This is a genomic window from Marinobacter sp. S6332 (assembly GCF_023016045.1).
In the GTDB taxonomy this organism is placed as follows: domain Bacteria; phylum Pseudomonadota; class Gammaproteobacteria; order Pseudomonadales; family Oleiphilaceae; genus Marinobacter.
Genome location: NZ_JALKAP010000001.1, coordinates 97,880 through 123,358 on the forward strand (window position 1 = coordinate 97,880; position 25,479 = coordinate 123,358).

24 protein-coding genes are annotated in these 25,479 nt (G+C 50.1%); 11 read left to right on the forward strand and 13 right to left on the reverse strand.

The features are described 5' to 3' along the window. Window position 1 precedes the first annotated feature (1 nt). The gene (locus MWU62_RS00490; protein ID WP_247112914.1) at window positions 2–673 is read right to left on the reverse strand and encodes a GntR family transcriptional regulator; all 672 of its coding nucleotides are present in this window, start codon (window positions 671–673) and stop codon (window positions 2–4) included. A 159-nt stretch (window positions 674–832) separates the two neighbouring features. Between MWU62_RS00490 and MWU62_RS00495 the strand changes: the two genes are divergently transcribed. Beyond that, complete coding sequence (locus MWU62_RS00495) at window positions 833–1,852, forward strand: Ldh family oxidoreductase (protein ID WP_247112915.1); 1,020 nt, start codon at window positions 833–835, stop codon at window positions 1,850–1,852. Here MWU62_RS00495 and MWU62_RS00500 read toward each other — a convergent pair whose 3' ends face one another. The 6 genes from MWU62_RS00500 to dctP all read right to left on the reverse strand — a co-directional run bounded on the left by MWU62_RS00500 (window position 1,853) and on the right by dctP (window position 8,058). After that, the gene (locus tag MWU62_RS00500) at window positions 1,853–3,094 is read right to left on the reverse strand and encodes an FAD-dependent oxidoreductase (RefSeq protein ID WP_247112916.1); all 1,242 of its coding nucleotides are present in this window, start codon (window positions 3,092–3,094) and stop codon (window positions 1,853–1,855) included. A gap of 26 nt (window positions 3,095–3,120) precedes the next feature. Next, window positions 3,121–4,047, reverse strand: coding sequence for a proline racemase family protein (locus MWU62_RS00505; RefSeq protein ID WP_247112917.1), 927 nt, complete (start codon window positions 4,045–4,047; stop codon window positions 3,121–3,123). Continuing rightward, entirely contained in the window at window positions 4,038–4,997 is a 960-nt protein-coding gene (locus tag MWU62_RS00510; protein ID WP_247112918.1) for a dihydrodipicolinate synthase family protein, read from the reverse strand. Before MWU62_RS00510 ends, MWU62_RS00505 begins: the two co-directional genes overlap by 10 nt. A gap of 172 nt (window positions 4,998–5,169) precedes the next feature. Then, window positions 5,170–6,459, reverse strand: coding sequence for a TRAP transporter large permease (locus MWU62_RS00515; RefSeq protein ID WP_247112919.1), 1,290 nt, complete (start codon window positions 6,457–6,459; stop codon window positions 5,170–5,172). Further along, the gene (locus tag MWU62_RS00520) at window positions 6,456–7,013 is read right to left on the reverse strand and encodes a TRAP transporter small permease subunit (RefSeq protein ID WP_247112920.1); all 558 of its coding nucleotides are present in this window, start codon (window positions 7,011–7,013) and stop codon (window positions 6,456–6,458) included. The genes MWU62_RS00515 and MWU62_RS00520 overlap by 4 nt, the downstream gene beginning before the upstream one ends. Window positions 7,014–7,092: 79 nt before the next feature. Next, entirely contained in the window at window positions 7,093–8,058 is a 966-nt protein-coding gene (gene dctP / locus MWU62_RS00525) for a TRAP transporter substrate-binding protein DctP (protein WP_247112921.1), read from the reverse strand. Between the two features lie 1,056 nt (window positions 8,059–9,114). On the opposite strand from dctP, the gene codA reads away from it, so the two are divergent. Continuing rightward, a complete protein-coding gene (codA, locus tag MWU62_RS00530; protein ID WP_247112922.1) occupies window positions 9,115–10,362 on the forward strand; it encodes a cytosine deaminase in 1,248 nt (415 codons plus the stop codon). A gap of 109 nt (window positions 10,363–10,471) precedes the next feature. Here the strand turns inward: codA and MWU62_RS18970 are convergent, their stop codons facing one another. Next, on the reverse strand, window positions 10,472–10,738 hold the full coding sequence (locus MWU62_RS18970) for a hypothetical protein (protein WP_348645614.1): 267 nt from the start codon (window positions 10,736–10,738) through the stop codon (window positions 10,472–10,474). On the opposite strand from MWU62_RS18970, the gene MWU62_RS18975 reads away from it, so the two are divergent. Then, window positions 10,739–11,011 carry a hypothetical protein gene (locus tag MWU62_RS18975; RefSeq protein WP_348645615.1) on the forward strand — a complete coding sequence of 91 codons (273 nt, stop codon included), beginning with the start codon at window positions 10,739–10,741 and terminating at the stop codon, window positions 11,009–11,011. It abuts the gene before it with no gap. Window positions 11,012–11,102: 91 nt separating this feature from the next. On the opposite strand, the gene MWU62_RS00540 is transcribed toward MWU62_RS18975, so the two are convergent. Then, a complete protein-coding gene (locus MWU62_RS00540; RefSeq protein WP_247112923.1) occupies window positions 11,103–11,357 on the reverse strand; it encodes a hypothetical protein in 255 nt (84 codons plus the stop codon). A gap of 324 nt (window positions 11,358–11,681) precedes the next feature. Here MWU62_RS00540 and MWU62_RS00545 point away from each other — a divergent pair, with 324 nt between their 5' ends. Genes MWU62_RS00545 through MWU62_RS00565 form a run of 5 tightly spaced genes read left to right on the forward strand, consistent with a single transcriptional unit; the run spans window position 11,682 to window position 15,926 of the window. Further along, the gene (locus MWU62_RS00545; RefSeq protein ID WP_247112924.1) at window positions 11,682–12,440 is read left to right on the forward strand and encodes an ETEC_3214 domain-containing protein; all 759 of its coding nucleotides are present in this window, start codon (window positions 11,682–11,684) and stop codon (window positions 12,438–12,440) included. A 20-nt stretch (window positions 12,441–12,460) separates the two neighbouring features. After that, complete coding sequence (locus MWU62_RS00550; RefSeq protein ID WP_247112925.1) at window positions 12,461–13,048, forward strand: LPP20 family lipoprotein; 588 nt, start codon at window positions 12,461–12,463, stop codon at window positions 13,046–13,048. A gap of 3 nt (window positions 13,049–13,051) precedes the next feature. Continuing rightward, the gene (locus tag MWU62_RS00555; protein WP_247112926.1) at window positions 13,052–14,431 is read left to right on the forward strand and encodes a murein transglycosylase domain-containing protein; all 1,380 of its coding nucleotides are present in this window, start codon (window positions 13,052–13,054) and stop codon (window positions 14,429–14,431) included. Window positions 14,432–14,478: 47 nt separating this feature from the next. Continuing rightward, complete coding sequence (locus MWU62_RS00560; RefSeq protein WP_247112927.1) at window positions 14,479–15,402, forward strand: DUF6340 family protein; 924 nt, start codon at window positions 14,479–14,481, stop codon at window positions 15,400–15,402. Further along, the gene (locus MWU62_RS00565; RefSeq protein ID WP_247112928.1) at window positions 15,399–15,926 is read left to right on the forward strand and encodes a hypothetical protein; all 528 of its coding nucleotides are present in this window, start codon (window positions 15,399–15,401) and stop codon (window positions 15,924–15,926) included. Before MWU62_RS00560 ends, MWU62_RS00565 begins: the two co-directional genes overlap by 4 nt. Window positions 15,927–15,961: 35 nt before the next feature. On the opposite strand, the gene MWU62_RS00570 is transcribed toward MWU62_RS00565, so the two are convergent. From MWU62_RS00570 to MWU62_RS00580, 3 genes are all read right to left on the reverse strand, one after another. After that, a complete protein-coding gene (locus MWU62_RS00570; protein ID WP_247112929.1) occupies window positions 15,962–19,546 on the reverse strand; it encodes an AAA family ATPase in 3,585 nt (1,194 codons plus the stop codon). Window positions 19,547–19,609: 63 nt separating this feature from the next. Next, a complete protein-coding gene (locus MWU62_RS00575; protein ID WP_247112930.1) occupies window positions 19,610–20,629 on the reverse strand; it encodes a phage regulatory CII family protein in 1,020 nt (339 codons plus the stop codon). A 9-nt stretch (window positions 20,630–20,638) separates the two neighbouring features. Further along, on the reverse strand, window positions 20,639–21,139 hold the full coding sequence (locus tag MWU62_RS00580; protein ID WP_247112931.1) for a hypothetical protein: 501 nt from the start codon (window positions 21,137–21,139) through the stop codon (window positions 20,639–20,641). Between the two features lie 438 nt (window positions 21,140–21,577). On the opposite strand from MWU62_RS00580, the gene MWU62_RS00585 reads away from it, so the two are divergent. Together MWU62_RS00585 and MWU62_RS00590 are read left to right on the forward strand one after the other, a co-directional pair. Beyond that, window positions 21,578–22,207, forward strand: a complete 630-nt coding sequence (locus MWU62_RS00585) for an HPP family protein (protein ID WP_247112932.1) — start codon at window positions 21,578–21,580, stop codon at window positions 22,205–22,207. Window positions 22,208–22,345: 138 nt separating this feature from the next. Next, entirely contained in the window at window positions 22,346–24,028 is a 1,683-nt protein-coding gene (locus tag MWU62_RS00590) for a fibronectin type III domain-containing protein (protein ID WP_247112933.1), read from the forward strand. 202 nt (window positions 24,029–24,230) lie between these two features. Here the strand turns inward: MWU62_RS00590 and MWU62_RS00595 are convergent, their stop codons facing one another. Next, window positions 24,231–24,842: a hypothetical protein gene (locus MWU62_RS00595; RefSeq protein ID WP_247112934.1), complete on the reverse strand. Its 612-nt coding sequence runs from the start codon at window positions 24,840–24,842 to the stop codon at window positions 24,231–24,233. A gap of 246 nt (window positions 24,843–25,088) precedes the next feature. Here MWU62_RS00595 and MWU62_RS00600 point away from each other — a divergent pair, with 246 nt between their 5' ends. Then, the gene (locus MWU62_RS00600) at window positions 25,089–25,430 is read left to right on the forward strand and encodes a DUF805 domain-containing protein (RefSeq protein WP_247112935.1); all 342 of its coding nucleotides are present in this window, start codon (window positions 25,089–25,091) and stop codon (window positions 25,428–25,430) included. Window positions 25,431–25,479 lie beyond the last annotated feature (49 nt).

Below are 25,479 nucleotides of genomic sequence, written 5' to 3' on the forward strand. Positions count from 1 at the left end.
TCTACTGCTGGCGTTGTTTTGCGACCATTTCCAGCAACTCGTCTCGTGTTCGACGGATATGGCTCTCCAGCAACAGAGTTCCATCCTCAATCCGCCCGTGTTTAGCGTGTTCGAGTAATGCCCTATGCTCAGCTTTTGCGGGCTCGCGCTGCTTAATAACACTCAGGTGAATTCGCACGTAACGGTCCGAGTGAAGACTCAAGCGCTTGAGAAACTCCATGGTCATCGGTCGATTGGCTTTCGCGAACAGAGCACCGTGATACGCATGGTTTAGATCCCCCCAGTCGCCTACGTTATCAGCCGCATAGGACATCTCCATCTCGTCTAACAAGCGCTCGCACAAGGCAAAATCTGAAGACTCCAGCAAAGGCACTGACTGACGATAGAGATCGACCTCCAACAAGGCCCGTAGATCGAATATCTCGCCGATTTCACTCAATGAATGCTTAACGACAGACCCACCGCGATTATTTTCCCAGTTCAGCAGTCCTTCAGCCGCTAGACGCTTAAGCGCTTCGCGCACCGGCATTCGAGACACTCCGTACTCCTCGGTTAGAGCTTCTTGGCGAATCGCCTCGCCTTCCGATAACTCGCCAGACAAGATGCGCCGGCGCAGATCATTGGCAATTATCTCCGGTAGGCTTTCTTTTTTTATGAGTCGTTTGACTGGCATATACTCTCGCTCGAATTTTGGATCCATTTATTTAACAGCGGATAATAACCGTTTTTTTTGCTTAAGGCGAAGCAGCTGGCATTGTAATCTCAACCCACTTATGTATCATCTAGCTCAAAATATCCAATATACAATATACAATATTGACGAGAGCAAGACATGACCCCCACCGTTAAAGTGTCGCTGGATGAAGTCCGTAACTTAAGCTATCGAATACTCATTCAGTCAGGCTATAACCGAGAACACAGCGAGGCCATCGCCGACATGCTGTATACCTGCCAACTGGATGACTGCCAATCGCACGGCGTATACCGATTGCTGAGCTGCCAAAGCACGATGCAGGCCGGCAAAATAAACGGGGCGGCGAAACCCAAAGTTAGCAGCGACGAGTCCGCCATCGTTAAGGTCGACGCTCAAGACGGCATGTCTCTGCTAGCGTTTAATTCCGGCCTTCCTTTGCTGGTTGAAAAATCCAAAAAGTATGGCCTGGCCGCGATGGCCATCAACCACTGCTTTCATTTCTCAGCACTTTGGCCAGAGGTCGAAAAACTGTCTGCCCAAGGCTTAGTCGGCCTATCGATGGTCCCAAGTCATGCTTGGGTCGCGCCGGCCGGTGGCAAGCGAGGTGCGCTCGGCACAAACCCCATTGCGTTCTCTTGGCCGAGGCCGGGGCGCCACCCCTTTACCTTCGACTTTGCTACCAGTGCCTTTGCTCGAGGCGAAATCGAACTGTACCAACGCGCTCAAAAGCCCTTGCCGAACCACGTGGCGATCAACGCCGCCGGTCAGCCCACGACCGACCCAGATGAAGCATTGGAGGGCGCAATGCTCACATTTGGAGGTCACAAGGGGTCGGCTTTAGCGATTATGATTGAATTAATGGCAGGCCCGCTTATCAACGATCTAACCAGTCTTGGCAGCCTTGACTTTTCCGATCAGATACCAGGCGTTGCTCCTTACCACGGGCAAATTGTTTTGGCCTTTGATCCGGCACGCTTTGGTTACGACCCCGAAGACACAGACAACGACGCTGCCGAGCACCTGTTCAATGAAATTGTCGACCAAGGCGCGCGACTACCCTCACAACGACGCTTCGCAGCACGCGCGACCAACCTCGCGCGTGGCTACGTAGAGATCCCTCAAGCTTTGTACGAGGACCTGAAGAGTCTTGAAGGCTGATTAAACAAAGCGACTTGCTGCATAAGGCTTCATCGATATCGATGGAGCCTCACCACTAATTAAATCGCTAATCAATTCTGCGGTCGCCGCCGATTGAGTTAGGCCCAAATGCCCATGGCCAAACGCATAAAAAATATTAGGCGCCTTGGGAGAGCAGTCAATGATTGGCAGCGAATCAGGGAGAGATGGACGGAAACCCATCCATTGCTGGCCTCCACTCACCTTTAACTTAGGAATAAAAACCTGCGCCTTTTTCAGCAACGCTTCCGCCCGCTTGTAGTTCGGAGGTAAAGTCAGCCCGCCAAACTCAACTGCCCCTCCAACTCGTACGCCTTGAGCTACTTTAGATACCACGAAACCATGGTCCTGAAATGTCAGGTGTGTACGTAAATCCAGCTCATGATCCGGCAAGGTTGTGTTATACCCCCGCTCTGTCTCGAGCGGAAGCCGGTCCCCAACCGTCGCTGCCAAGCGGTGTGACCAGGCACCCGCACAGACCACCACATGATCACAAACCACGTCCCCGTCTTGACACTGAATACGAGCCCCGGACTCCGTACCTTCGAGGGACTCGACCTGCCTTATATCAATGCGCCCCCCCGAGGCCAGAAAGCGCTCGGCCAGAAAGTCAGTCCAGGCTTTAGGATCCGTCGCATTCATCCAGTCTGGCGTGTAACCGGCATGGGTAAAGGACGAATCCAAACCGGGTTGAATGTCGGCAATCGCACCCGGCGATTCCAGCAACTCAAACCGAATGCCACGTTCACGGCGCAACTCCCAGGCTGGCAAACTGGCTTTATAAGAGGACTCACCCTGATAAAGTTGCAGCTGACCTTCGCGACGAATCATGTGTTCAGCTTTGTTATCTGCAATCTGGCGCTCCAGAGCTGCTTTGGCCAGAGCCATCAACTGGGTTTGCGCCTGCAACGAGGCCTCGTGTCGGTCAGGCCAACTGGCGCGCCAAAACCGAAACAACCAGGGTGCAATCTGAAGCGCATATTTGGGCGAAACTGACAACGGCCCTAAAGGATCCAGCAGCCACTTTGGTGCGTTGCGCATAATTCCAGGTGAAGCCAGCGGCAGCACATCGGTGAATGCAAACGCCCCGGCATTTCCTTGGGAGGCCTCAGACGCGACACCTTCACGATCCAGCACAGTGACCTGATGGCCTTGCTGAGATAGCTTGAGTGCGACACTAATTCCGACAATACCTGCACCAATAACGCAGATCTTTTTAGTCACCTAAACCTCCCGAAAAATAACAGGTCTTACCGAATGCCGCTAATAAAGGGGTCGCTTGGAGAGAACACCAATTCGCTTTTCGCCATCACATGCGCTTGACCTTTAATAGTGGGGCGAATTGTATTGTCGCCGTTTGATTGATACGACACTTGATAGTTGCTACCAATCACACTTTTGAAGGTTACGGTCTGGCGTTCCTCGACCTCTTGCTTGGCTGCCAAACACGCGATAAGTGCCGAACTGCCAGTGCCACACGGGGATCGGTCGTATTCGTTGTCCGGACACAAAACGAAATTCTGACTCCATGCCGAGCCATGGTTATTCTGGTCAACTAAAATCACGTGATCTACCGGCTGACCTTCGGGGCTTTGGATTAATGCGGCATGACAGGCTGATCGAATCGAAATGGCCAAGTCCGTTAGCGCGTCAATGTTGGTGGCTTCTACAGGAATAGGCGCAGGGGCGATAAAAAACCAGTTTCCACCGTACGCAAAATCGCCAGTTACCCAAGTCCCATCGTTCAGCTTAACCGCGACATCGGGTTTAACCAGCCGACTGTCTACGTTGGTCACTGACACAGTGTTGGCGTCGTGCAGCTCAACAGTAACAATGCCCACGGGTGTTTCAATTTTATGAACACCCAAGCTTAAACGCCCCATGTCGGCCAAGGTGACCGCCAATCCGATGGTGCCATGACCGCACATGCCCAAAACAGCATCGACATCAAAATAGATCACGCCTGTGGTGCATTGTGGGTCAGTTGGGTTGACGAGTAATGCGGCTACCATGCCCGGTTGCCCTCGGGGCTCGCGCAGCACGGCATCGCAGAACGATTTATGATTGTCAGCCAGATCTTTCGCCTGCTGCTCCAGTGGGCCCTCACACAGTGAGGGCCCTCCGCTCACAATCACGCGGGTGGGCATACCACCTGTATGACTATCAACTACATGCACTGGTCGATCACTCCGCCTTGCTTTGACCAATCGGCAAACCAGTTCCGGAATAGCGTGTACTGTTGCTCACAGTAGCGGCGCTGAGCGGTGCTGAGTTCGTCCGTTTCGTTAAAGTGCAATCGGTACTCTTCTTCACCATTCAGAACCAACAGATACTTATAGTAGAGAACCAGATCCGTTCCTTCGTCAAAAAGGGCCAACACATAGATAGCCTCCTCCAGCTCGAGTGCGCGAGCGCGGGCTTCTGCGTTGCCTTCACTGGCAAGACGGCATAAATCGGCCAACAACAGCGCTTCCTTGGGCAACGCAGTACCGATGCCTGTAATCGAGCCGGTGGCACCGGCATCAACAAAGCCTGTGTAAACTTCAGTATCCACACCCACCATCAAAGTCACATCATCATCCTGGCTGGTGATATATTCAGCCGCGTAACGTTGATCCGCTTTGCCTCCGAACTCTTTAAAACCAATCAAATTCGGATGCTCGGAACGCAGTGCAAAAAAGAGATCAGCACGAGTCGCGAAGCCGTAGACCGGGCTATTGTAGATAATCGAGGGAACTGACGGAGCCGCGTTCAAAATGGCCTTAAAATGATTTTTTTGCGCAGCCACTGAAGTGGCACGCGACAGAACACGTGGAATTACCATCAAACCGGCGGCACCAACCTTCTGCGCATGTGCAGCTAAGGCAACGGCCGATTTGGTGTTAATTGCACCGGTACCCACGATGGTTGGAATGCCAGCCTCAATCAAACGCTCAACACCTTCCATACGTTCAGCGTCGGTCAGTAAAGGCCAATCACCCATTGAACCGCAATAAACGACCGCCGACATGCCCGCTTCCATCATTTCCTTACCCTTTTTGACCAGCGCGTCAAAGTTAGGGGTTCGATCAGCGTTACAGGGCGTCATAAGCGCCGGCATGGTACCGGTGAAGATATTTGTAGACATAAAGAAACTCCTCCTCGTTAAGGTTCTGCCCGACTACCCTGAATCGGTCAGTTTTTATTGCACACAGCTCTTTTACAGATGCTTGGTGACACCATACAACGATTGTATCCAAAATCCAATATATCTTTAGGGGAATCGTTCAGCCCACTGGACCAGCGGGCCTGTTTAGGAATTAGCCCATCAAAAATTCGGGCAACCACATCGACAAAGAGGGCACGAAGGTGGTTAACATCAAGGTCGGGAGCCACGCAAAAACAATAAAGACCAGTGTAGGCCACAACATTTTTGCAATAGGGGTATCGGTAATCTGTGAACCGAGATAGAGCAGTGGTGCTGTCGGCGGCGTAATGTTTGCCATGCCTAAGTTGACCGCAATCACTGCCGCGAAATGGATCGGATCCATCCCCACACTTTGCGCGATGGGTAACAAAATCGGGGTCGATAGCAATAAGCCAGAAATATCATCCATCAACATTCCGATCAAAATCATCACAACGTTAATCATCAACAAAATCACAATCGGGTTATCGGACACCGCGTAAACGAGGTTTTGGGCAATCTGTGGCGCACCCTGTGCGATCAAATTGTCGGAAACAATCAAAACCATAAAGATCATCAGCATGACCACGCCAATCGTAATGCCTGACTTGTGCAGGCTCTCGGCCAAAGTTTTCCAAGTCAGGCCTTTATAGATATAGATAGCGATCGGGATCGCATAAACCACCGCAACTCCAGCCGCCTCGGTCGGAGTCATGATGCCTCCGTAAATCCCTCCCAAAATAATTAGCGGCATCATTAAGGCTGGACCTGCAGCGCGCCCCTGAGCAATCAAGCCCGGCAAGAAAGGCCGAGGAAAGTCAGACAACTTAATGTCATCGTGGCGACGCAACAAAAACTGATTGACGATGATTAGCAAGGTCAACAAGATAAATGCAGGGATGACCGTTGACAAAAAACACTTAAGGACGTGCTGCTGAGCAATCCAGCCATACAAAATGTGGTTAGCGCTGGGTGGAATAAGCAGCCCCAGAGGGCTCGCCGACACCAGCAGCGCAGCGGATTTACCCTGTGGATAATTTGCCTTGCGCAAGTGAGGCATCATAATGCTGCCAATGCACATCAGCGTTGAATTGGCACTGCCGGCGATTGAACCAAACAAGCCACAAGCCATCACGGCCGCTGCACTTAACCCTCCCTTTAAATGGCCGACGAACATGGCCGACAATGACACCAGAGGCGCGGCAATTTTGCCCCGCTCCATAATGCCACCCGCCAGCATGAACAAGGGTATGGCCAACAAGACCAACGAGCGCAAACCCGTTTCACCGGTCGGCAAGTAACCTGAAATAGACTGGTCGCCGACCAACGCAATAAAAGCTAGAACCACACCAAACGAGACAAAAACGCTGACGCCAAGCAACAGCATGAGACAAACAATGATTAGACTACCAATGATGATCATCGGCTTGCTCCCTGTGCCAGTTCAGATTTTAAGGGCAAGCCCAACCCAATACGGATGTGGACATATAAGTGGGCTGCAGAAAACACAGCCATAAAACCAAAGGCAACCATAATGGCAATTCGCCATGACACAAACGGAATTCGTAGCGCCGAAGTTGCGCGCAAACGCGGGAAGGAGAAGTCGTCCGCCAACGACACAAAGCACGCGTACACGATAAATAAAATGACCATCAACTCGATCACCTGCACCAGCAGGTCACGTCGCCATAACCAGCGTTTGTCCTTGATGACCATGTCCAGAATGTCTGCGTTGATGTGCAGCTTGCGTTCGGACGCCAAGACGGCGCCCGCGAAGAATCCAACCAAACTGATCGCAAGCAGCCATTCCTCGTAAGCGAACAGGTCGCCCCCAAAACCATAACGAATAATGACTACTAAACAGAAGGTCACGGCCATTAAGGCACCCGAGAAAATCACGAAAACTTTCATGATCCAGAGCACCCATGTCAGCGGAAGACCGATAAATCGTGGCAGTTCGTCTGTGACTCGGACCATAAGACACACCTGCGGAGGTATTAGAGTGGATACAAGACCAAACAAAAAGACGGCACGAATGCCGCCTTTTGGGGGTTGATTATTGTTGAACGGCTGTCAAAACCTGCTCAACCACATCTTTACCAACGGTGTCTTCAAGCATCGGCCAAACCTCGGCACGAACGTGCTCAGTCATGGCTTTTTGCTCTTCAGGATTGAGTTTTAAAATGGTGTATCCACTATCCAAAAGCTTTTGTGTGAACTCAGCATCACTAGCCCGGTTAAACGCAAAGAAATCGGCAGAAGCACGAGACATGGCGTTTTGAATGACTCTACGCTGTTCGTCATTTAACTTGTTCAAAGTGCGCTGTGAGCCATAGTAAAACGTCTGCTCGAGCAAAGCGTTGTACTCGATGAAATGGCTGCCCACATCTGACTTAGCGAACATTGAGTAAGTCGCTGACTTTGTGCAGCAAATCGCACCGTCTACGATGCCTGACTGCAACGCCGGGAAAATTTCGCCCCATGACATTGTGGTGGCACGATAGCCTAAGCTTTCAGCCGTCGACTTAACCGTGTTTGAAGACCAAACACGAATGTTCATGTCTTTGTCTTCGAAGTTACTCCAGTTCGCAGGCTCTTTAGTCGCAACAATGCCGACGAAACCTTCGGGGTTAGCGGCCATGACCTGAACCCCATATTCGTTAGCAATGCTCTGCAAAATTTGGTTGTAAGCCGAGTCCATATCTAACAGCACGTTTTCTAGATCGTCGAAATTACTGACCAAAAACGGCATATTTAGAAATTCAAGACGCGAATCCGTGTCTGAGTAAATGAAGGCTGACGCAAAATCGATATTGCCGCGCGCCACATCTTCAAATAAGGCCTCAGCAGAACCAAGCTGGCTAGATGGAAACACCGTCATGTCCAAACCGACGTTCGCTGCATTCACCTCTGCGGCGACCTGCTCCATCATTTTTGTGCCTTGATGATCAATCGGGAACACACCTGCGAACCGCAACTTGACGTCATCGGCAATAGCAGGAAATGCCAAGCTTGCAGCCATAGTACCGATTGCCAGTGTCTTTAGGATTGCTTTCATTTTTGTTTTCTCCGGATTGTATTTTTTATTTATCCAGGTCGAAACAGTGTTTCGGCCTCTGCAATACCCAACACCACCGAGTGGTCGTTGTTTCGACGCACCCTCATGGCTTTCTTCGACAGTCTACACCGATAAAATATCCAAAATCCAACTTTGGATGAAAAATACTGTAAACCAATGCTCGCGCGTAGTTTGCTTAGATAACTCGCCCCGACTTTTTGCGTAGCTCAAGCGACAACCAGTTTTCAGTGCTTTAGCCTACCCACGACCTCGCCCCCTCAGAATATCAATGCATGATTTGAGGACAGATTGGCTCGTAGTAGCGATAGAGTGTCTTTAATAGGCTCGGAGCGCAGGAACCAAGCTCCTTTGGCTGATCGTTCATCAGCGGGAATCTTATTCTGTCGCTATGCGGATGACGGAATACTGCATTGTTGAAGCGAGCGTGAGGCTCAGTGAACACTCACCCCCCAAAATCTGGTAACGCACGCTGTCCATTTTCGGATGGTTTCCTTCGAAGGCAGGGGGCACACGCTCAAACCCTGTCAGGCGCGCCCTACTTTTCAAGTCCTTACGTGAAAGCGTAGGGCCTTTTTAATTTCCGGTGTCTAAAAAGTGCCTCTGGTGTGTCCACGAATTTAAACTGTTTTTTTTGGTACGGTAATTATGACCTTTGCCTGATTGCACTTCTTGGCAGTGAGGACGCAGCAAAGATCTGATTTTTGGCTTGTAATCAGAAGAATAAAGCCGGAGAAACTTTAAAGCGCTCTCCCAAAGCTTCCATGTGTTTGCGGGTGAGCCTCTTCCCTTCCGCTCCGTTGAGGATTTTGCTGACGTTGCCTTTTGAGCCCAACTCAGGCAAGTCTGCTACGCTCAAGCGCACATGTAACCGCTCGATCGCCCTTTACTGCACCAGTACCACCCTGCGTCTAAACTACTATTGCATGCGCACCATCGCAGCGAGATGCTTTACAGCGAGACCAGCATTGCACACTCAATCCATCACACGAGGACCCAACAATGAAAAAATTTATCAACGCAAACCTGTATCGCAACAGCGACGCTTCTGAAATCCTCGTAGAAAATGGTGTTATTCGAAATATTGGGACTGACTTACCTCCGGCAGACGAAGTCATCGATCTGAAAAGCCGGCTCGTTGTGCCGCCTTATGTGGACGCCCATCTGCATCTTGACTACGTGTACACCGCTGGAAGCAAAGGAGCCAAGAACCAAACAGGCACTCTTTTCGAAGGCATAGCCCGCTGGCACGATGTAAAGAAGAACCAATCGATTGAGGATGCCAAAGCTCGTGCATTAAGAGGCATACACGAGGAAGTCTCCAAGGGTGTGCAGTTCATCCGTACCCACATCGACGTGTGCGACCCGAACCTGACAGGGTTAAAGGCCATGCTGGAGGTTCGTGAGCAATTAAAGGACAAAGTGACCATTCAGATTGTCGCCTTCCCACAGGAGGGAATGTACGCCTACAAAGGCGGTGACGAAATGGTCGAAGAAGCGTTGAAGATGGGTGCCGACTGCGTAGGCAGTATCCCGCATTTTGAATGGGCCCGTGAAATAGGAGAGAAATCCATCCATAGAACCGTTGAGCTGGCCGTCAAATATGACAAGCTTATCGACGTGCACTGTGATGAAACAGACGATGTGATGAGCCGCTTCGTGGAGCTTCTTAACGCCCTAGCCATGATCGAAGACATCGGGCCCCGTACGGCCGCCAGCCATACCTGCTCCTTCGGTTCTGCAGATAACGCCTATGCGTTTCGCATGATGAGGCTGTTTCAGCAGTCTGGCCTGAACTTTATTGCCCTGCCAACTGAAAACGCCTACCTCCAAGGGCGGCAAGACACCTACCCCAAACGCCGGGGCATGACTCGCGTAAAGGAATTCTGGGAGAGCGATATAAATGTATGCTTTGGTCAAGACTCCATTAACGACCCTTGGTATCCCGTTGGCAATGGAAACCTGATGAATATTCTGGATAACGGTATTCATATGGCGCAAACCATGTCGTTACCGCAACTTGATACCTGCCTTGACCTGATCACGTTCAACGGCGCCAAAACATTAAACGTTGAAGACCAGTACGGTCTGGATGTGGGCAAGCCAGCCAACTTTCTGGTGCTGGATGCCAGCAACCCATTTGAAGCCGTTCGCCAGAGGGCAGATGTACTGGCATCGATTCGTAATGGGGAGTACCTGTTTAAGAAGCCTGAGCCCAGCTACGAGATTGAAATCGATCTATTCAGATAGATTCGCTCAGGTCATCTCGGTGATCTGCGGAGGCTTCACAAGCTAAAATAGCTTGCAAGGCAGCTCGCCTTGAGATAATACCAAAAATAATGTAACATGCTGATTATATTTATTTTTTTATCAAAATGGATTCTACAACTAAAACAAGGAGAACATCATCACTATTAATCAAGGTGACCGCATTTATCACCCCGGGCACGGCATCGGTATTGTTAAATCTATTCGCAAAAAGAGCTTTTTTGGCGAAGACAAAGCCAAGTTCGTTAAATTCTATTTCGAGCGTGACGATCTCACTTGGCTGGTGCGCGCTAGCGACATCCCCAGCACGATTCGCATGCCAATGAGTGCCAAAGAGGCAAAAAAGATCATTAATCATTTGAAGAGCTGGCAAGGCAAGCTAAGCGAGCAATGGAAAACCCGGTCAACAGCAAATCAGGCTGCTATCGATAAAGGCGACCCATACGGCTACGCTGAAGTAGTGAAAGGACTAAGCGTGATGCAAGAACAAAATGCGTTGAGCATGACTGACCGCAGGCACCTGAACCTTGGCATGGAATTTCTTTGTGAGGAACTCGCCAACGCGTTGGGCAAAACTCAAGCCAGAGTGCGTCAGCTTATTGAAGAAGCTACGACATTCCGGCCTGCCTAGGCGGCAGGCACTGCATCACCGACAAGAATATCAGAACAGCTCATGATGCGATTTCAGCCAAAAGGTTTGGCCTTAAATAATGATTTACCGGTTACCTTTCTTTGTCGGCTCGGACCGTTTTGTCTATGAATCTCGCCATTTTAATCGCGGTGGCGACTGACTCCTTTATATCCTCTCCCTCGATAGGCCCTGATGCTTTGCCTCCAGCCGTAATTTTTGCAGCAAGAATACGGCTGGCGGCATCTAGCAGAGATCTCTCACTCTCTTGAAGAGAAACGCCAATTCGGTTGTCTACCGGCTCTTCACCAAAATAGAGATCCTCAGGCTGCTCCTGAAACTGTGTCATTAAAACTCTCCTTCACTGGGGTTGTTTTCTATTAAAGCCGTGAGCTTTGTATGTTTCTCACGATGCACCGGCAGGGGCATACACCCATACTAACGGAAATAACTCAGCAGCTCTGCACCTGTGGTGAGCTTAATTAGTGCCGGGTTTTGGGAGAAGCGTTGCCATCAATACCAACAAATCACGCTCTGGAGATTGGTTACAATTCACCAACAAAATCATGAACAATCAAGCTACACATCGTTTATCCTGAGAGAGTCCCAAACCACTATTTCTTTATACTTCTCAGCGTATTGAGCATCATTATCATATTTCGGATCGCTGCCCATGAGCCAACCAAAACCACAAACTGAAACCACTCCAAAGTCCAGCGTTCGCCAGCGGGTAGTCACTTGGGTGGCAGCCTTATCCCTGCCAGTGATTGCATTGGGCAACTTCTCCGAAGCCGTCATGATTGTTGAGAGCGCAGTGGACAGGGTGGTCTCAACCTTTACCAATATTCCCGAGTACAAAGACCTATCTTATCTCCGGGCTGGCATCAACTTGGAGTACGCGAGAGAAATTTTTGGTACCCCTCAGGTGAGCAAAGAACTTAGTAATGGGCTCAGCGCAGTTTATTACTTCGATGCTAAATACCTTCTAACCTTAGTCGTCCGAGACCAAGAAGTAAGTGCTTTTACGGTGATTAGCCTTGCAGAGGGCTTTGCCCCAGACGCTTTTGCAGACTGGGGAGGCCCTCTTGGGGAGGTTACATTTGCAGACCTAAAAGGCATGCCAGAAGACTTTGCCGTTGATTGGACCAAAAACAGCGCTTTTTATCTGGAGAACGTCAATCTTGGTGGAGGCTCACTTAACCAGAGCGCCTATGCGGGTTGGATTAACTACGGCACGGGCGAGAACTCTACTGGCTTAAGCGAACTCTACAAGCAACAGCTCACCGGTGGAAACACGAATAAAGCTCGCTCAGATGTCCGCGAGGCCTTAACCCCCAATCTGTACGGCTGGGGTAATCTTAGCCTTTCCGAAATTCGCAAAACCATACTAGGGCCGACAGACCTTGCGCACTACCTGTCAGCTTACCAATAAACTGGGTTTCAGGAGTTAACATGATCAAATTAACCGCAAAATTCATAGCCGTTCTTGGCTCAGCCAGCCTGATCGCCGCATGTGCCAGCACCCAACCATCTGATCAATCCAGCGCCACTAGCGGGCTTCCAGCGTGGGTTATCACCCCTGGCAACTTGGTTGATGATGGCTCGCTGGTAGCAACTGAGTGCGTATCAGCCAATGCCGGTATGTCTATCTTAAAAGCCAAATCTATTGCTCTGGCACGGGGAAATTTGGCACAACAAATTCAGGTTAATGTTCAAGCAATGGACGATACCTACCGCGATTTAACCGAAAACGGTGGGCAGTCAGGTTCCGGTTCGACCTTTTCCAGTGTCACCAAGCAGGTTACCGACCAAATGTTGAGTGGAGCCATTCCTGAGCGTGTTGACTACATAAAAGGACCTAACGATACGACATTGTTCTGCAGCATGGTCGTGATGGCTCCTGAGAAGAATCGTAAAATCTTTGAACAGATTATCGATCGTTCCAACCGTCAGATGTCACCCGAAAACGAAGCTCTGCTTTATCAAGAGTTCCGCGCCAAGCGCGCAGCCGATGAACTTAAAAACGCTTTAGGGGGCTAATCTGTGATCCCTTTTCGTTCTGCGCTCTCAGCGCTTGCGCTAAGCTTGCCATTGCTGGTTGCTGGCCAGCAAAGTTATGGCGCAGGCAATGACACGTCAGCGTCCTGGAAGAACTCGGCCAAAGATTTTTCGGAGTACAAAGCGAAGAGAATGAAGGCCTTCAACTCTTACAAACGCTCAGTCCAGGAGGAGTTTGCAGAGTTCTCTGGTTTGCATGACCGGGTATCCGAGGCATACACCGGTCGCATATCTGAAATATGGAAAGACCCAGAGACATCGTCACAAACTCGCTGGGTACACTATCAAGAGGGATACCAGCTTAAACGGGTTGTGGACTTCGAGAAGAAGCAAATTATCTGGTCCACACCCGAGAGTCTGGCTAGCTCTTCGACGCTCAGCCGTGCAAGTGCTCGCGAGATGTTAGCGAATTTATTGGTCATGACGCGTCAAGACGCTTTTGATCAAGATGAAGTTGCTCAGGAAGTTGAAGAAGAAAGCCGCCGCAACTTCAGGCACCTAGAAACAGACTCTATAGATGATTCTGATCAGTTGCTATCAGGCTTCATTTTTGGTGAAAGTAACGTCTCGGAAGCAAAGCTCAACATGGCGGTTGATGCCATGATGGCCGCTGGTGAGAAAAGCACTGTTAAGCAAAACGGGCAGTCTGTGATAGCTTGGGTCTTCCCGATCACATCTGGTAAATCATTAGAGAAACCCAAGCAGCGTCCTGTAGAGACCGTTAGCCCACCACAAATCGCGGCTGAAAAGCGGGCGCGAGCTGTGTTGCAATCACGCCCAATAGGACCCGATAGTCAGCAAAGCCTCCCAGCTCAAGCTAGGCCATTCCTCAAGGCCATTAACAAACAACATCGCGAATTTGACCTCTCTGCTGAGCTGCTACTGGCAATCATCGAGACCGAATCTGCATTCAACCCTATGGCCAAATCACCTATCCCGGCGTTTGGGCTTATGCAGATTGTGCCGCAAAGTGCAGGCCAGGACGCCACGGAAAAGATCTTCGGCGAGCCTCGCATATTGGCGCCATCTTATCTTTACAATGCGGATAACAATATCCGTATCGGGGCAGCTTACTTTCATATTTTGTATTACCAGTATTTTCGAGGCATCGAAAACCCTCTATCGCGGCTTTATTGCTCCATTGCAGCCTACAATACCGGGCCTGGCAATGTTTCGGCGGCTTTAACAGGCGCAGAAATGAGACTAACCCCTGCGATTGCCATTGCCAACGGCATGTCTCCTGAGCAGGTCTATACCCACTTGCTGAAAAATTTACCCTACGAAGAGACTGTAAACTACCTCCGAAAAGTGACGGGGCGCTTAAGCCAATATGAGCAATTACTCTCTTCTAAAACCGATAGCTGAAAAGTCTGGCTCGATGCGTTTGAACACCGAATAAAAAAGGAACCTCAATGAATACAAAAGCTGAAATCCCCTCAAACCTGACCTCCAAGTACACAAGAGCTTGCATCCCGCTGTTGGCTCTCATCGTTATGGTTATGCAGGGTTGCGCGAGTTATACCAAGTGGCGCGTAGATGCCATGGAGCCGTCGCAAAAAGGGATAGCTGTGGAATCTGTTTCAATTCAGCCCTTTACAGGGGAAGGTCGAGAGCATGGCACTACTTTTGCGCGCCTTTTAGCTGGCCAGCTAACCCAGCAAGGTTTCGTTAAGTTAAAGCAAAAGGGAGCACAGGGGCACATTGTTGGTTCGCTGGATGGAACACGTACAAAGTATGAAACTTGGCGAGAAAAATATAAGCGCAAAGGAAAAACTCGCTATCGCTATCATGCCAAGGTGCGAAAATCCCTCACCGCCAGCTACACCCTGAGCGCGAATGGCCAAACCTGGTCTGAAAGCTACACCGAAGAATACTCAGATGAAGAAAGCTCCAGAGATAGCTATAGCGCAGCAAAAGCTGAGCTTAAATCTGAAGCCAGAATCCAGCGGCAACTGATGACAACTCTCGCCATGAAGATCAGTCAGGATATAACGCCGTACCGAGTACGCAAAACCTATAAATTAAAGCTCGGCGATACAGATCATCTTGAGCTTGGTGCTGACTACGCAAAGCTGGGGCGCGAAGAACAAGCCATGTCAATATTCCGACAGATCACTGAGCGCACCCAAAATGATGAGGATCGAGCCGCCGCGCTATACAACATGGGCGTTATTTATGAAATTCGAGGTGATTTTAATAAAGCATTTGATGCCTACCGGAACGCCAGCCAATTCCACCTCGAGGAGTTGATGTACCCGAAAGCCATCACTCGTTTGGAAAGTGTAATAAGCAAACGAAATCAGGTGGACAAGCAAATGAAGGTCTTCGAAAAATGACCATGTCTACTAGAGTTTCATGGGTAGCGCTTGTTGTAGTATCAAGCGCCCTAATTGGCTGCGCTTCTGACAGCAGCAAAGAATACGATGTGCATGTTCCACTCCCCGTCTTGAAAACCCTTGTTGAGACAGAGACCAGCGCGGTTCTTGTAACCTATAAGCAGGAAAACAACCGTGTCTCTACCCGCACGGTAACGGCAGAAGGCAGCTACGATGGCAGCGAAGATTCAAGTATCAGCGAAATACGCGAGAAAGCCATTGAGGCGATGATCAAATCTGCAGCAGATCAGGTAAACGGGCAGCTGATATCAAACAGCATTAACGTTCGCCAGACCCAAGTTGGCAGCGGTCACTTTGAGGAGACTCGGCGCGATGTCATTTCACAAACAGTAGGGTTTGGCAAACCCCTCGGCGAACCAACTTGCACCCCAACAAACCTAGGAACCAGCATGACTTGCAGCGGGAAAGTAGTTGTCCCGTTAATAGATGCGGTCATTATCGAAAGAAAGGAGATCGACGGCTGACTGAAAATAACACGGCGATTCGCGGTGCTAGAAGCCTACAGACCTTCACTAACCCGTGGAAGTATTTTTTCTATCTCCCCTTGCTCCAGACTCTCACGGTGATACAGCCTCTCCGCAAGGCTTTTTAACTCCACCTCGTGAGTCTGCAGCAAGCTCTTGGCTCGGTGCTCGCAGCCTTTTAGCCATTCGCGACGGCGTTCCGTACACAAAGCAGCTAATGCAGGATCGGAACTAAGATCTGTATTTGTAACTGCCATGGGGCCCAATTGGTCATCCAATCCCCAAGCCAATACTGCATTACGAACCAGCAGGTTGGCTCGGTGAAGGTCGTGCCCCGCTCCAGCAGACATTCCCTTCTCACCCAGCATTAGGCGCTCAGCTTCGCGGCCTGAAAGAGCTACGGTTACATCTGCTTCAATTTCCGCTCGCGTCATCGACAAGCCACCTCTCGCGTTGCTGGAGTCTTCCCTATGGGCCACAAAGCCAAGACTGTTTGTTCTAGGCTGGATGGAAATATAGTCAATGCGTCTTCCCGGAAACAGGTAGTGAATAGCCAACGCATGACCTGCTTCATGGCAAGCGACAGCCCATTTTTCTTTCAGGGCCAGCGTGAGATCCTCGCGCACGGTTCCATAAACCATAAGATGAACAGCTTTCTCAAAATCAGATGCCGTGGGATCTCGATCTTCATTGTCGGCGATGTACACGGCCTGCCGAGCAGCTGCCTCTATAGCCGCTGCGGATTCGCCCTGAGTTCTAAGTACAAGTTGCTCCATGGCTTGATCTGAAAGGTTAATTTTCAGCTGCTCGGCAGCTTTTCCGAGCAAGTGTTCTCTAGCTGGCGCATTTGGCAGGTCACAAACGATGATTTCGTCAAGCCGGCCAGGACGCCTTAACGCCGGGTCCAGCATCTCAGGAAAATTGGTAGCAGCAAGCACAAGAACAGGGTCTTCGTGGCCGCCAAACCCGTCCATTTCTGATAAAAGCGTGTTAATCAATCCTTGATGACTTGCATCACTTCCCCGAGTAGCCGCAATCGCATCGATTTCATCAAAGAAAATGACGGCTGGTGCGAGCTTCCGAGCATTCGCAAAGAGCTCCCGGAGGCGGGCCTCCGCGACACCCACTTTCGGATGTAAAAGTTCAGCACCATTAATACTAAAAAAGGGAAGCCCGCACTCGCCCGCGGCTGCGCGCGCCAAAAAGGTTTTACCTGTTCCCGGCGGCCCTGCCAGCAGGTACCCAGCGGGCGGCCGAAAACCAAAGCTCCTGACACGTCCAGGCTGCTTCAACCAACCAAGTGCCTGAGAGACCTGACTCACGCCGCGCTCATTACCAACTACAGCGCTCAGTGAAAGATTAGGGATCTCACCAAGACCAAACATCTGTCCCTCTGATCCGGGAGAAAGTATGGGTTCCTGCCTAACCATGGCTGGAGAAGCTGTTAACGATGCGCCATTCTCCGTAACCTTCCAAGTGAACAATGACCGCTTGCGCTCTCTAAGTAGCCCTCGTATCAGTTTTCCATTGCGCTGTTGCTCCAGCTGCACCCTAGCCGCATTAACAAGAGAGGCGGGGTCATTGGTATTGAAGGTAACAACCTGAGAAACACCATTGATCGCCTTAGCCGCACTAATGGCATTCTGTGTGCTGGTATGGTTCCGGGGGTTTTTACAGAACGCTATAACCGGTGTTTCTGGCATGGCTTGCCGAATGCTCAGGATTCTGTTCAATGCATCTGTGGTTTTTCTCTGGCTGTCATCATTTTCAATAAAAAGATCGATCAGTGCTAAATCAAAAGAACCTCCCAACCTCGCTATCTCTAGGTTTCCTTCATCCCGCCCTTTTAAAGCGTCAAGCTCAATGTGAGCATCGATTCGGGCTTGCAGCAGCTGAAAGGTTTCTAAATCATCATCAATTAAAAGAACTCTGGCCGGTGAGTTGAGCCCGCCCTCCGCCAACATAGCCTCGAATAACTCTTCAATGCCCTGAAATGTGGCAAGTCTTGCACCTTCTGCTGAGTCTCCCTGAAATGTGGCGGAGGAGCCCTCAATTAAACTTTTCATGCACTCGACCATATCAATCTCTGCGGCAGAGGCCGTGGTACGCGCTGATAAATCGGGCAAACGCTTCATCATTTGCAGCGCCGCTAAGGCATTTGTACATTCGGGAAGAGTAATAGAGTTGGTTTTCAGGTCCTTACGGCGAGCGTTCCAAACAGAGGTGTAGATTCCCAATAGTTTTTCAGGCTGTAGTGGCTCGAATGCCAGAAAGCGCCCTTTGGTTAGCCTATTTACAAACTCTGGAGACAGCCCAGAATTCCGGTTTCCCTCGGGATCTCGCTGTAGTAATGAACCGAGTGTGGCGTTGTCCAGAGTGCCGAGTACTTGTGAAGCGTTTCGTCGGTCCGCCAACCGCCGGCTGCCAAGGTTGGTTGTAAACAACACGAAAGTCTGTGAAAAATCGACCCATTTAAGCGAAGTATTGTCTTGGCACCAGCCACTATCCAGAACGCTTAGGAGTGATTGCACTACATCTGGGTGAGCCTTTTCAATTTCATCAAATAGAATGATGGTCTTTGGGTAGTTCCGTACCTGATCAGTTAGTTCACCCAAGGTTGCATCGGAATAAAAATGAGAGGTCCCGAACAATGCTGCGACCGCCCTCTCGTCAGTAAACTGCTGCATGTTGAAACGTATGAAGCGAAAAGACTGCCCCTCAATGTCACTTAGTTCTTTGGCGAAGGTCTCTGCAAGCAGCGTTTTCCCGGTTCCGGACTCCCCCATTAGGGTGAAAATGCCGCGCGGCCCTAAGCTAGCTCGCAGCAATGATTGGGCATAACCATCACATAACGCTTCCAGTGCTTGCGGCTGCCCCTTTACTACTTCGCCTAGCGCCACCTTTAACTTACGGGAACGGTCTAGAAAAACATCGTAGTTGAGCGCTTCGAGGTTCTTTTCCCACCATTTCATGAGCACATTCTGCTCATCGGCACTCGTAATGCCCGACAGAAACCCTCGCAGGAATTCTGGCAATTCGTTCTGCAACAATGCTTTTTCAAACTGCTCAGTGAAATATGAAAAGAAGTCTACAATCGAAACATCACTGCTCTTTTCCTGATACTCATACCAACAGTGCTTATCCTGACCGCCAGGTGGTTTTCTAGTGACGGCTTGGTGTATCTGAGAGCGGACAGCCAACAATGGCGGCGTTTCATCTATCAGGTTGAAAGGGCGATCATTGAAGCAAACGGAGAGTACCTGCCTCATAAACGGCAACTGCAGAAGCGCCACTGCGAGTATCGCGCTTATCTCGTTTGAAGGGTCTTTGACGGCGGCACTGAGATACCGGATTTCTCTAGCAAACTCTTTAATAACTTCCTTTTTATTTGACAGCTCCATTTTCTGTGTCATTGCTTTCACAGCAACGCTCATAGCTGGCGTTATAGCAAAGCGAAAAAACGCTTTGACTTCCTCCTCACCTATTAAGCTATCGTTTTCAGGGCTCTCTGGTTCGTTGTCAGAAAAAAACGCATCCAGCGAGCTGATATCTTCATCGGAAATGTCAAAAACATCATCCAGTTCAAGGTTATCAAGGTCGCTATCTTTATCGTCCGACATAACCACTCCTGTCCTGATTCTTATTTTCTGGCTTGTTTTAGCTGGGCCCGTCTGCGATCTCTCTTAAGCTTCGGTTTGGGCCAAATGGTGAGGCAAAACACCGGAATTCATTACGAGGCTGACCTGAGCTTGGTGCTCATCTACCAGCTCTTGATATATCTCACTGAGCTCTGATTGCGTTATCTGTTGGTCCATCAAAACACTGCTTATTTTCTCGGCAGTGTCCGCCTGTTTTAGTTCCAACTCCGCATATGAGTGGATGATATGATTTCCCGAGACTCGCCAATCAAGTGCTGGCAAAGGGCTTAAGCGATAGCCCAAACTTTCGACGAATGCTTTTGCCACGTTCCGACTCTTATCTGTGAACATCAGTTTAAGAAAGCTGGGGAGAGAGAGTTGTAGAGGTTCGTCAGGTTTGCTTGCGGCCCGTAGAACTCGGTTTGAAAGCCCACTCTGGGTATCTTCTTGATTCCGCAGCTCTTCAAGTGCTTCTGAGATTTGCTGCTCTAAATGCTCGTAAAGATCCGGGCTTTGGTGGCCGGAGCCATCATTAGCCAGTGCCTGATTTTCCACACACACTTGCTCAAGCTTGAATAGTAAAGACAAGCTTGAGCAGAAGTCCTCATATATCTCTCTCAATAACCCTTCTCGGTCTTTATCCAACTGGGAGCGATTAAATGTGACAGATTGCAACGTACCGATAACCGATACTAGTAAGTGCTGGGTTTCTGCCAGCTCTCCGTTTCTATCCGCAAACGCGCCAAGTAACGCGGCTTGGGAGCTGCCTGACGAAGCGGGCTCGGGTGCAACCAAAACGCTAAGCTGGCGGCAAATCGAGTGAATTACCCGTGTGCTGTCAATCAAATTCAGCACATTCCAAAACTCATCCAACCTGAGGTGGTGGCTTTTTGTAGTGGGCGTGAGCGCATTTTGAAAGGAGCCCTCAGAGTCCCTAACGGATACCCCTCGGGCCAAAAGGTCCCGATGCAAGGCCGAAGCTTTTATACCCTGCACCTTTAAGGCTGCACTCAGTTGAAAAGCTACTTGATCACACCAATCGTCCAGCGACGGCCAAGTAAGCATGCCCGGCCCTCAGTTCAACTTGGGGAGAAGCTGAAAGACCTTCTCTATAAAGTGCTGCTCTTCCTCAACAATGCGCTGAGCAAGCATCTCATCATCAGCAATAACAACGTGTGCGGGGCAAGTAGCAGCAATCTCCATACATGCGTGTAGAAGGCGGTCACGCTGATAGAGAGATTCGTTCTCCTCCATACCATTCTCAACCTTGCTTTGCAGAAGCTCATTGGCTTGATCGGTAAAAGCCTGCAATGTGCTCATGTCAGGTTCGTTGGCGATAAAAGCCTGATCAAATAAATCAATATCCTCCTGACTGACCACTTGCAGGCCGCCAGCTAGCTCAGAAAGAGCCTTACGGTGGCTCTGGATAATAACGTGAAGCTTATCTCGCTCCGGCATTTGGTTTTTACCATCCGCCCACATAACTTGAACTATCGGCAGCACTGGCGCGAGGTAAATCAAAGAAGATGGAAAATCGTATTGGGATAGCAATGCTGCAAAACGGTATTGAGGCATTCATACATTCCTTTTTTCAGGCTGTATTGTCCTGATTATTTTTCAACTCAAACAGTAGATGAACGAGCAGCGCTTTCACAGCCCGCGCATGTAAGTTTTTCAAAAAACTACAATTGTTCCAATCTTACTTTGTTCCTCAGCCGAAAAACCTATTGCGCCTGCAATATCTTCGCGAGAAGGTTGGTTGATTTTGCATTATTCAAAAACCGAGTCATTTCCGCCACTGGCAGGGGCCGGCTAAGCAGGTAGCCCTGAAGCTGGTCACAGCCTTGCCCATCATTAATGCAGGAGTCAGTATAACCATAGCTTATTTTGCTAACCATTAGACGCTTTACCATTGAACCCGTTATAAAAAACCACTCTCTAATTTCCCTAGGCAATTGTAAATCTTGTCACCTCGACGTAGGCTACAACGCTTTTTTCGTGTACGGAAACACTATGGGAATCAAGAACGAGCGACTGCGGTGGCAACTGGCCTCCGGCGTTTTGAAGGCGGTCCATTTAGAGCGCTTGGCGAACCGGTACAGCCGAAGAGCCGTTATGGCAGGCTTCAATTTCGTGAACGGCGGGCTAAGCATCGCCTTGGTGGCGTTCATAGCCTTGGTGACTCAAGAAGCCTTCATCTTCCCCTCACTGGGGGCGACTGCTTTTATTCTTTTCTATGTGCCTATGGCTCAGCCAGCCTCACCTAAAAATACATTGTGTGGTCACCTGATTGGCGCTTTGATGGGGCTGCTAGCACTGTACCTTTTCGGCTTACAAGACTCGCCATCTGCATTTACGACCCATGTGGACCTACCCCGTGTTGGTGCTGCAGCACTATCTTTGGGGCTAACCAGCTGCTTAATGGTCTTGCTTAAAGTTGCCCACCCTCCTGCAGGCGCAACGGCGCTGATTGTATCTCTTGGCCTTATGCCGAACCCTTCTCAGCTGCCCATTTTGATGGCAGGTGTGCTGGTGTTACTTGTTCATGCGTTTTTGATGAACCGTCTTTCAGGCATCCCTTACCCGCTCTGGTCGTCCAGTACCGCTGGGCCAGCCCTATCGCTGAGTCCCGAGAGGACATAACGCGACAGCCGAACGTATCTAGATATCGCGAGCGACGGTAAATTGACTCATTTAGTAACCAAACAGCGCCATATTTTACACCATTTAACACCTTGGCCCGATAGGATTGCATTGTCCACTTTTTTCCGGAGATGCATAATGCCCTTCCCAACCAACACACGGCTAAGCTACCTTGCCATCGCGCTTAGCGCGCTACTTACAGCCTGTGGCGGCGGTGGCTCGTCATCCTCTACAGCTGAAGCTCCCGACACATCGGCGAATACGCCAAACACCAGTGCGCCAGATACTAACCCCCCTCCTGCCGAATCGACGGATCAAAAGTTCTGGGTAGAGGGCTTTGCGGTTAAGGGAGCCATTGACGGTGGGCTGATCTCTATTTGGTACCTCAAACCCGATTTCAGGACGGATAATGGCTGGGAGCAAATAGGCGAAACCACCAGAACCAACCAGAATGGTGCTTTCCGCATCTCAGTGCCTGAGGTTTATGCAACTCAGCCGCTAAAAGTGGTTTTAAAAGCCGATACGCAAACCCTTATGCGTTGTGACGTCAAACCATCATGTAACACACCATCGGGTGTTAGCGTGGGTTTTGGCGAGTGGTTTTGGCCGGGAAACAACTTAGAACTGAAATCTCTCGTGAATACAGCTGATGCAAACCAAAGCGTGGTTTTAACTCCGCTTGTAACACTAGCATTCGAGAAATTCATTAAGTCTACCAGCCGCAGCTTTTCCAAGTTTGCTGAGTTGCTACGGTTTCAGGAAGACCGTTACGGCCTCGAAGCTGGCGCCCTTTGGAGAAAGCCAGTCGATCTGGCAGCACCCGACTTGAATAACGTTCAAGCGTCGGACTTGAAAACGGCTCTTTTGAATATTGCCTTTTTGAGCCTTGCAGATGGACAAGAGTGGAATACATTGGGCGATGTACTTAACGCTGCACAGGAAACTGCTGGCCCCAATGGTGACTTACCCCTTAATGCGGGAAGCAATCTGGGCCTAAGCGTTGAGCTGTTAACGTTGGCAGGCATGCTACAAGCTGAATATTTGCAGGATTACCTAGAAACTGCCGGTGTTCGTAGTGGCGTTCTTGCCGCAGCGGTCGCTGGCCTTGAAGAAACCCTGATATCAACCGGAAATGCACCTGCACCGCAGCCAACCCCTGAACCTACCCCTGTGCCCACTCCGGAACCAGTGCCTACGCCTGAGCCAACACCTCTGCCTACTCCAGAACCAGAGCCCACGCCCGAGCCAACACCTCTGCCTACTCCAGAGCCTGAGCCTGCACCCGAGCCCACACCTCTGCCTACTCCAGAGCCTGAGCCCACGCCCGAGCCAACACCTCTGCCTACTCCAGAGACAGAAACAGAGACTGACACTGAGACTGAGACTGAGACCGAGACTGAGACCGAGACTGAGACTGAGACCGAGACCGAGACCGAGACTGAGACTGAGACCGAGACTGAGACCGAGACTGAGACTGAGACTGAGACTGAGACCGAGACTGAGACCGAGACTGAGACTGAGACTGAGACTGAGACTGAGACTGAGACAGGCTCCGCGACAATGAGCTGGACCGCACCTGGAACCCGAGTAAATGGCGTGTCGCTGACAATGGGTGAAATCCAAAAATATGTAGTCAAGTACGGCAAAGAGCAGAATGTTGAAGACAGAACCAACGAAAAAGTGGTGGAAGATGGCCAAGCGATGGAATACCAGATTGCGGGTCTTACAGAAGGTACCTGGTACTTCGCCATCAAAACCATAGATACCAATGGCCTTGAAAGTGACTGGTCTACCTCTGTTAGCAAAATGATTTCCCGGTAATTCCGGGAAATCAATCTCTATTTTTTAGAAACACCAACGTATGAGCCAGCCCGTCTATCATGACTGGCTGGCTTATTTGTAATTATTACGGAAGGAATTATCGGCATGCTGCTCAAGCTGCTGAGCCGCGCTGGCACTGCAGGCGGCGAATACGAGCAGCTTTGCATATCATGAAAGGACTGCGCAGTTTCTTGAAAGCGTGTCAGGAGCGGCCAATCCGGGCACCTAAAGACAAAAGCTCGGTACACGGCGACTCTGTCGGATAAGAAATTCTCGCCTCATCCACAACGCGAACCAACCTGCTTTGGAGTTTGTGCTTTGCCTCAATGCGATCCCAGGTGTCGAAGAAAGCGCTCTCCTGCCAAGCCTGCCCCGAGTGCAATGCCTGCATTTCACGCTTACACGCATTTGCTAACAATAACCCCTCTAATACAAACAGGGCGTTGTCGGGCGTTACCTGAAAGTCAGGTTTTGCTGTCGCTATCAACGCAGCATAAACCTTACCCGCCGCAAGGGCGTATGGCTTCACCGCCAAGGGCAAGCCGCTGGAAGCAATGGCTTTCTCGTAATCATCACGAACACCGTTTTGGTTGCGATCAGCACCCCACAGCACATCGATTCGCTCCGGATCGTCATAATAGCTTAGCGCTGGTGCCCGCGAACGGTTGCTAGCTGCAGGCTTAGCAGCCGAGCTGATTTCTTCGTATTGCGGCTGGTTAGGTAAAGCTGAGTGTGCGAGAGGGGATAGCAACAAAGCGTTGATCCAGAAAATAGCGATTAAGGTGTGTTTCATACGTCGAGTTTCTTTTTCCATAGAAGAGGTAGGACTCCAACTGTTCAGGTTATCGACAAACACTGGCATTGCCCAGCAATGAGCCATAACCCACTCAGCTCAAATACGCACCTTTAAGCCGAGCAATCGCTGAGCGAAAGGCTAAAGCCCCTATTCTCACAAACATCAAAGCTATAACATTATCGCTTCAACAAACCGTGCGACCTGCAACACCCATGCAGCAGGCAAGCTACTTGATACAATGCACCTTTGGATTAAGGATAAAATATGGAACATTTCACGGCAGCGTTCAGCAATTTCGCCAACTTCAGCGGTCGTGCAACACGCACGCAATTTTGGATGTTCATGCTGGTCTACTTTCTGATCATCATAGGCCTGACTATCCTTGAAGTGGTCATCGGGTTACCAACCATACTATCTTCAGTGTTTTCTCTGGTAATGCTTGTGCCCAGCCTTTCCTATGGTGCCCGCCGCCTCCACGATATGGGTCGCTCTGGCTGGTGGCAGCTGCTCATCTTTATACCTATTCTTGGGTTCATCATCCTCTTGGTAATGTTTTGCATGCCAACCAAGCCCGAATCGATTGAGGCGTATCCGCCCCAAAAATAGACCCTAACCTAGCCGTTTGTGAGGCGCAGGCGTGCGTTTGGGGCTCTCC